Origin of the sequence: Brevibacterium sp., from assembly GCF_022712115.1 — a bacterium.
GTDB lineage: Bacteria > Actinomycetota > Actinomycetes > Actinomycetales > Brevibacteriaceae > Brevibacterium > Brevibacterium salitolerans.
On sequence record NZ_JALAHB010000212.1, the window covers coordinates 24617 to 32035 of the forward strand.

The 7419-nt window shown below is 72.4% G+C and carries 6 protein-coding genes; all 6 read left to right on the forward strand.

Features of this window, described 5'->3' with window-relative positions:
• Positions 1-39: 39 nt before the first annotated feature.
• The gene (locus tag Q0A33_RS12350; protein ID WP_291797098.1) at positions 40-1233 is read left to right on the forward strand and encodes a CoA transferase; all 1194 of its coding nucleotides are present in this window, start codon (positions 40-42) and stop codon (positions 1231-1233) included.
• Positions 1234-1277: 44 nt separating this feature from the next.
• Positions 1278-1877: a TetR/AcrR family transcriptional regulator gene (locus Q0A33_RS12355; RefSeq protein WP_291797100.1), complete on the forward strand. Its 600-nt coding sequence runs from the start codon at positions 1278-1280 to the stop codon at positions 1875-1877.
• Positions 1878-2086: 209 nt separating this feature from the next.
• Positions 2087-3043 carry an ABC transporter permease gene (locus Q0A33_RS12360; protein WP_291797105.1) on the forward strand — a complete coding sequence of 319 codons (957 nt, stop codon included), beginning with the start codon at positions 2087-2089 and terminating at the stop codon, positions 3041-3043.
• On the forward strand, positions 3024-4049 hold the full coding sequence (locus Q0A33_RS12365; RefSeq protein WP_291797107.1) for an ABC transporter permease: 1026 nt from the start codon (positions 3024-3026) through the stop codon (positions 4047-4049). The genes Q0A33_RS12360 and Q0A33_RS12365 overlap by 20 nt, the downstream gene beginning before the upstream one ends.
• Positions 4046-6097, forward strand: a complete 2052-nt coding sequence (locus Q0A33_RS12370; RefSeq protein ID WP_291797110.1) for an ABC transporter ATP-binding protein — start codon at positions 4046-4048, stop codon at positions 6095-6097. Before Q0A33_RS12365 ends, Q0A33_RS12370 begins: the two co-directional genes overlap by 4 nt.
• On the forward strand, positions 6094-7419 hold a 1326-nt coding region (locus Q0A33_RS12375), incomplete at its 3' end, for an alkyl sulfatase dimerization domain-containing protein (RefSeq protein WP_291797113.1). The genes Q0A33_RS12370 and Q0A33_RS12375, both read left to right, overlap by 4 nt.

Here is a 7419-nt window from a genome sequence, read left to right on the forward strand (position 1 = left end):
TGCACCCGGAGAGTGCCGCCGTTCGAGGAGGAGCGCAGAGTGAGCACAGACATGGGCAGCCGGGAGCCGGAGCGTCGCAGCGGTCCGCTGCACGGCATCACGGTCGTGGACTTCGGCCATTTCATCGCCGCACCCGGCGCCGGGCAGACCCTGGCGGACCTGGGGGCGGACGTCATCAAGGTGGAGACTCCCGCGGGCGACCAGGCGCGCGGCGTCGGTTCGTACGGCGCCGCGATCATCCGCGGCTACAACCGCCGCAAGCGCTCCGTGGCGCTCAACCTCCGCGAGCCGGAGCAGCGGCAGGCGGCACTGGACCTCGTCGCGGCGGCGGACGTCGTCATCCACAACATGCGCCCCGGCGTCATGGAGCGCCTGGGCCTGGGGGCGGACGTCCTGCGGTCCGTGAACGCCGGCGTCATCCTCGCCTCGGTCACAGGATTCGGCACCAGCGGTCCGTCCAGGACCCGTCCGGGACTCGACATCGCCGCGCAGGCGGAGTCCGGGCTCATGTCCGTCACCGGCGAGGCCGGCCGCCAGGCGCAGCGTGTGGGCGCTCCCATCGTCGACCACGTCTCCGCCGCCGCGCTCGTCCAGGGCATCCTCGCCGCGCTCTTCCACCGCGAGCGCACCGGCGAAGGCGATGAGGTCACGGTCTCCCTGCTGGACACGGCCGTGGACCTGCAGCGGGTGAACTGGGGCGAGTACGGGCTCACCGGCGACATGCCCACCCGCCGCGGCAACGGCCAGCCGGGTGCGGCGCCGGGAGCGGATCACTTCACGACGGCGGACGGCTCGGTGGTGGTCTCGGCCTACACGGACGACAAGTTCGCGACACTGTGCCGCCACGCGGGGGTGCCGGAGCTGCTCGAGGACCCGCGCTTCGCGGACAATCCCTCCCGGGTGGCGCACCGCCCGGTGCTGCTGGCCGCTCTCGCGCCGTACTTCGCCGCTCGGACCTCGGAGGCGGTCGTGGAGGAGCTCAGCGCACTGGGCATCGTCTCCGGCGCGATCCGCGACTACGCGCAGGTGCTCGAGGCCGAGGACGTGCGCGCCGGCGGGATCTTCGCCCGCTGCCGTGACTCCGACGGTGCCGAGTACCGCATGCCCGGGCTGCCGTTCACCACCACGCACCGCCCTCGCGACGGTGACGGCGGGGAGGTGCCCGCCCTCGGCCAGCACACGGAGGAGGTGCTCGCCGAGGTGCGGGCCCGGGCCGGGGCGCTGCCCGGCTGAGCGGCCGGCACCGCAGGCCTGAGCGGCAGTGATACCGTCCAGCCATGTCACGGAGAAGCAGGGGCGCGGCGGACGGCGACGAGGCCGCGGACAGGAAGCTCGAACAGGCGGCGCTGGAGCTCCTCCGGAAGGACGGGGTGCTCGCGGGGCTGAACCTCCGGGAGGTGGCCGACCTCGCGGGCATCAACCGCGGCCTCGTCTACCACTACTTCGGCTCCCGCGGCGAGCTCCTGCGCTCTGCGCTGCGCCGCAACGGCGAGCGGCGGTCCGCGGCGTACTGGAGCCGTGGGGAGGAGCTGGGTCTCGTCAACCGCATCGACCGTCTCTTCAAGCAGACGATCAGGAACGCGGAGCAGCTCCGCCTCGTGGTGCTGCTCCTGCTCGACGGGCAGACGAAGGTCCGTCTCATGCCCCGCCGTGAGCAGACGCAGCGGGACCTCAAGTACGACCAGGCCGCCGGGAACATCCCGGACGACCTCGACACCGTGGCGGTGCACGCCCTCCTGCAGTCGCTCCTGATGGGCTATGTGATCGCACGGAAGCCGCTCGCCGCGGAGTTCGGAGTGGGCGTGCGGGACCTGGATGGGCGCATGCAGACGCTCGTGGAGCGTCTCCTCACCGGTCGGGAAAGTACGCCGGAATGATGCGCTGACCTGCGGAATCACCACTCTTCCCCACTTCGCCCGCGTCTGCCCAAGATTGACGGAACGATAAAAGTCGTTGACGTTGCATCAAACCGCGGCTAGCGTGAGCGGCGTCACCCGATGGCGTGGGAGGCCGGCGGGCGCCGCAACGAGGACGTTGCGTCCGCGCAGCCCCGGCCCGCGCCTCCCGCGCTGCGAAGGAGTACCGCATGGGTCGAATGCTGGGCAGACGCCTGCTCCAGCTGGTCCCGGTCCTGATCGGAGTCAGCTTCCTCACCTTCATGCTCCTCAACCTGCTGCCCGGCGACCCGGCGCTGGCGATCCTGGGAGAGGGCGCCACTCCGGAGGCCACCGCCGCGCTCCGGGAGCAGCTGGGCCTGGATCAGCCTCTCCTCGTCCGCTACTGGCACTGGCTGGTCGCGGCGCTCGGCGGTGACCTGGGGATGTCCGCGGGCTCCGGCGAACCGGTCTCCGCGCTGCTCCTCCAGCGGCTGCCGGCCTCCGTGGAGATCATGGTGCTGGCACAGCTCATCGCCCTGGTCGTCGCGGTCCCCGTCGCCGTGCTGGCGGCGGGCCGTCCCGGCTCCGCCCTGGACCGCGCGCTGGGCCTGACCGCCTTCGCCGGCGTGGCGAGCCCGCCGTTCCTCGTGGGCATGATCCTCGTCCTCGTCGTCGCCGTCCCCTTCGGACTGCCGGCCACGGGCTGGATCCCGTTCACGGAGAATCCGCTCATGAACGCGCGCTCGGCACTCCTGCCCGCGCTCACCCTCGCCTTCGCCCTCTACGCCATGTACTTCCGCGTGCTCCGCGCGGACCTCGTCACCCAGCTCACGCAGGAGGAGTACGTGACCACGGCCCGGGCGAAGGGCGTGTCGCGGAACGCGGTCACGTGGAAGCACGTGCTGCGCAACTCCGTCTTCCCGCTCATCACGGTGGTGGGCATCAACATGGGCGCGCTGCTGGGCGGTGCGGTGATCGTGGAGACCCTCTTCGCGGTCCCGGGGCTGGGCAAGCTCATGGTCGACGCGATCTACCAGCGGGACTTCATGGTGGTCCAGGGCGCGGTGGTCGTCATCGCCGTCGCATTCGTACTCATCAACTTCGCCGTGGACGTGCTGTACGCGGCGCTCGACCCGAGGATCCGCCATGCGCGCACAGCCCAGTGACAGCTCAGCCGCCCGGACGCGCAGCGCGGGTGCGGCCTCGGGGGAGCAGGACGCGAACAGCGCCGTCGCCGAGGCCGGGTTCGGTTCCGCTCCGGACCTCACCGCGACGGCTCCGGCCGGGGCCGTCCCCGGCACGGCCTCGGGCCCGGCCTCCTCCGCCGGGCCGCGGCGGTTCCGCGGATCCGTGTTCGAGATCGCGGTCCCGGCCGCACTCCTCGCGGTGCTGGTGCTCGCCTGCCTGCTGGCTCCCGTGCTGCCCTTCGTCCCTGATCCGGACCTCGGGGTCTTCAACGGCGGTGACGGCGAGCCCCGGATGGGGCTGTTCTCCGCAGGCCACCTGCTGGGGACCGACGCCCTGGGCAGGGACCTCCTGTCCCGCTCCCTCCACGGAGGTCAGATCTCCATCCTCATCGGCCTCGGCTCCGTGCTCGTGGGCCTGGCGGTGGGCGGCGTGATCGGCATCGTCGCCGGGTACCTGGGCGGCGCCGTCGACGCGGTGCTCATGCGCGTGCTGGACATCTTCCTCGCCTTCCCCTCCCTCGTCCTCGCCCTGGTGGTGGCGACGTACCTGGGCCCCAGCATCCCCAACCTCATCGTCGCGATCGCGTTCTACTCGATCCCCTCCTACGCCCGCATCGCACGGGCCGGGGCGCTGGCGGTGAGGGAGCGGGACTTCATCCTCAGCGCCCGCCTGGCCGGTGCGCGGGCGGGCCACATCCTCGTGCGCCACGTGGTGCCGCGGGTGATCGGCTCCCTGCTCACGTACGGCCTCACCATCTGCGGCATCGCGATCATCACCGAGGCCTCGCTGAGCTTCCTGGGCCTCGGGATCGAACCGCCCACACCCACCTGGGGGAACATGATGGCCGACGGCAAGACGGACCTGTCCTCGGCACCGCAGCTGGTGCTGGTGCCCGGCTTCCTCCTGTTCCTCACTGTCGTCTCGCTCAACCTGCTCGCGGACGGCATACGGCAGCGGATGGACAGCGAAGGGAGCGAGCGATGAGCGTTCTGCACGAGGCCGCCGGGGCCGCCGGGGCCGGAGACGGGCGTGCGGACGGGCATGGGCCCGGCCACCGCAGCAGTGCCCCGGCGGCCGGGAGCGCGCAGGCGGGCGGGCGCACTGACGAGCCGCTGCTCGTGGTCGAAGACCTGCAGGTGGTGTTCGATGGTCCGCGCGGCACCGTCACGGCGGTGGACGACGTCTCCTTCGCCGTGCGGCCGCGGGAGACGCTCGCGGTGGTGGGCGAGTCCGGCTCCGGCAAGTCCGTGACCGCACGGACCGTACTGGGCCTCTCGACCCCGCCGGGACGGATCACGGCGGGCACGATCACGCTGGGCGGCCGCAGCCTCGTGGGCCTCACGGAGGCGGAGTGGGGCGCCGTGCGCGGCTCGCGCATCTCGATGGTGTTCCAGGACCCCATGCGCTCGCTCAACCCCACGATGAAGATCGGGAAGCAGATCGAGGAGGCCCTGCGCCTCCACACGGACCTCGAGGGAGCGGCGCTGCGCGCCCGTGCCGTCGAGATGCTCGGGGCGGTCCGGCTCACGGAGCCCGCCCGGCGCGTGGACGAGTACCCGCACCAGCTCTCCGGCGGCATGCGCCAGCGCGTGATGATCGCCCTGGCGCTGAGCTGCGGACCGGACCTGCTCATCGCGGACGAGCCCACCACCGCGCTGGACGTCACGACGCAGAAGCAGATCCTCGACCTCGTCCAGGACCTGCAGAGCGAGTTCGGCATGGCCCTCATGCTCATCACCCACGACATCGCGCTCGCCTCCAACTACGCGGACACCCTCTGCGTCATGCAGGGCGGACGGGTGGTGGAGAGCGGTCCGGCGAGCCGGGTGCTCTCCGCACCGCAGGAGGAGTACACGCAGCACCTGCTCGACTCCGTGGTGGACATGGACACCGCGCGCACCCGCGAGTCCGCCGAGCACCGTGACGTGCTCCTCTCCGTCGCGGGCCTCGAACAGGAGTTCACGGTGGGCGGTCCCGGCGGCGGGAAGGTCCGGGCGCTGGACGGGGTCTCCTTCGACGTGCTCCGCGGGGAGACCCTGAGCATCGTGGGGGAGAGCGGCAGCGGCAAGTCCACCACCGCCCGCGCCATCCTGCAGGCGCCGGCTCCCACGGCGGGCTCCGTGCGCTTCGAGGACACGGACCTCGCCGGCCTCTCCGGCGCGGCGCTGCGGCGTGCCCGCACCGAGATGCAGATGGTCTTCCAGGATCCCTTCTCCTCCCTCAACCCCGGCTGGAAGGTGCGCGACGTCGTCGCGGAGCCGCTCAGGGTCAACGGCGTGGGCACGGCCCGGGAGAGGACGCGGAAGGTCGAGGAGCTCCTGGAGCTCGTGGGCCTCGACCCCGCCCGGTTCGCGGACCGCACCCCGCGGCAGCTCTCCGGCGGCCAGGCCCAGCGCGTGGGCATCGCCCGTGCGCTGGCGCTCGGCCCCAAGCTGCTCATCTGCGACGAGTCCGTCTCCAGCCTCGACGTCACCATCCAGGCGCAGGTGCTCGAGCTGTTCGAACGGCTGGGCCGGGAGCTGGGCCTCACCTACCTCTTCATCGCCCACGACCTCGCGGTGGTCCGCCACATCAGCGATCGCGTGGGGGTGATGTTCCGCGGGCGGCTCGTGGAGATCGGACCGAGCGAGAGCGTCTGCGCCGCCCCCGTGCACCCCTACACGCGCTCGCTGCTCGAGGCCGTGCCCCGGGTCGTCCGGGACCGGGGGAGCGGGGCCGCGGCGAGCGGGGATGCGCACGGGGCCGCTGTCGGCGCAGATGCGGTCGGCGACGAGGCGTCGGGCGAGGGCGGTGGCGCGCCGTCGGGCGGGAGCCGGGCCGGCCTCGCGCGCGGCGTCCCGGTCTCCGTGCTGCGCGAGGCGCTGCTGCGGGAGGCCGGGGAACCGCTGGGGGCCGACTGCCTCTGGGCACGGGAGGAGTGCGCGCAGGCGCATGCGCCCCTGCACGAGGTGAGCCCCGGGCACTTCGTCGCCTGCCATTCGCGGCGGGCGCGGGACATTCAGACCGGTACGGACGGGAGCGGTGCACGATGACACGCACAGATCGAATCCAAGAGGGAGGCACCGGGACGGACCGCTTCGACTGCGGGCACCCGGAGACCCGGCGGGCACCGAATGGTGCCGTCGCGGCGGCGGAACTGATCGGGGAGAAGCCGCGCTCCAACACGGAGCCCAGGCTCCTCACGGTGGCACCGGGCGTGCACACCTACGTGGGCGGATCCATCGTCAACCGCACCTTCATCGAAGGCGAGGACGGTGTGATCGTCTACGACACCGGCGTGGACCTCTCCGACGGCAGGCGTGCGCTCGCCGCGCTCCGGACCGTCACGGACAAGCCCGTCGCCGCCGTGATCTACAGCCACAACCACTACGCGCACGGCACGCAGGCGTTCCTGGACGAGGCGGCCTCGGATGCGGGCGGTGCAGGCAACACGGGCACCGAGGCGCCGGTGCTGGGCCACCCGCGCGTCAACGAGAACCTCGCCCTGGGCCGCGACGCGATGGACTTCCCGGAAGCGGCACCGGCGCTGGCACGCCGCTTCCGCTTCCAGTTCGCCTCGTACCTGCCGGAGGAGGGGCCGGACGCCCCGGTGGGCGCCACCTATCCCGCGCAGACACCGCGCGGGACGGTGCCCGTGAGCGCGCCCGTCCGGGACGGGGAGGAGCGGACGATCGCGGGTGTCCGCATGCAGTTCTTCACGGAGCACTGGACGGACTCGGACGACACGCTCACCGTCTGGATGCCGGACCTGGGTGTGGCGCTCAACAACTTCCTGTGGCCCACGATCCCCAACTTCTACGCGCTGCGGGGCACCGGCTTCCGGGACCCCCGCTCCTGGCGCGACGGCGTCCTCCAGCTGCGCGACCTCCAGCCGGAGCACCTCCTCAGCACCCACTCCCGGCCCCACTCCGGCCGCGAGCGGATCCGGCGGACGCTGGAGGGCTACGCGGATGCGATCGCCTTCACCTACGACCAGTCCGTCCGCGGGATCCTGGCCGGCATGGGACCGGACGAGCTGCGCCGCTTCGTGCGGCTGCCGGAGCACCTGGCCTCGCAGCGGCACAACCGGGACGGCTACGGGGAGACCCAGTACCAGCCTCCCTACATCTACGAACGGGTGCTGGGCTGGTACGACGGCCGGCCCGAGCACATCAACCCGCCGCCGCGCGCGCTCGCGGGTGCGCGGATCGTGGAGGGGTTCGGCGGCCCGGCGCGCGTGCGGGAGGCCGTGGCGGAGGCCCTGGAACGCGGTGAGGCCTCGTGGGCGGCGACCCTCGCGGGACACCTGGTCGACGCGGATCCGGAGAACCAGTCGCACCGGGACCTCAAGGCCGCGACGCTGCGCGAGCTGGGG

What these genes read in the sequence shown, in the direction of transcription:
- Q0A33_RS12360 (WP_291797105.1), top strand. Translation starts at nt 2,087, where the DNA reads ATGGGTCGAATGCTGGGCAGACGCCTGCTCCAGCTGGTCCCGGTCCTG.
- Q0A33_RS12370 (WP_291797110.1), top strand. Translation starts at nt 4,046, where the DNA reads ATGAGCGTTCTGCACGAGGCCGCCGGGGCCGCCGGGGCCGGAGACGGG.
- Q0A33_RS12355 (WP_291797100.1), top strand. Translation starts at nt 1,278, where the DNA reads ATGTCACGGAGAAGCAGGGGCGCGGCGGACGGCGACGAGGCCGCGGAC.
- Q0A33_RS12365 (WP_291797107.1), top strand. Translation starts at nt 3,024, where the DNA reads ATGCGCGCACAGCCCAGTGACAGCTCAGCCGCCCGGACGCGCAGCGCG.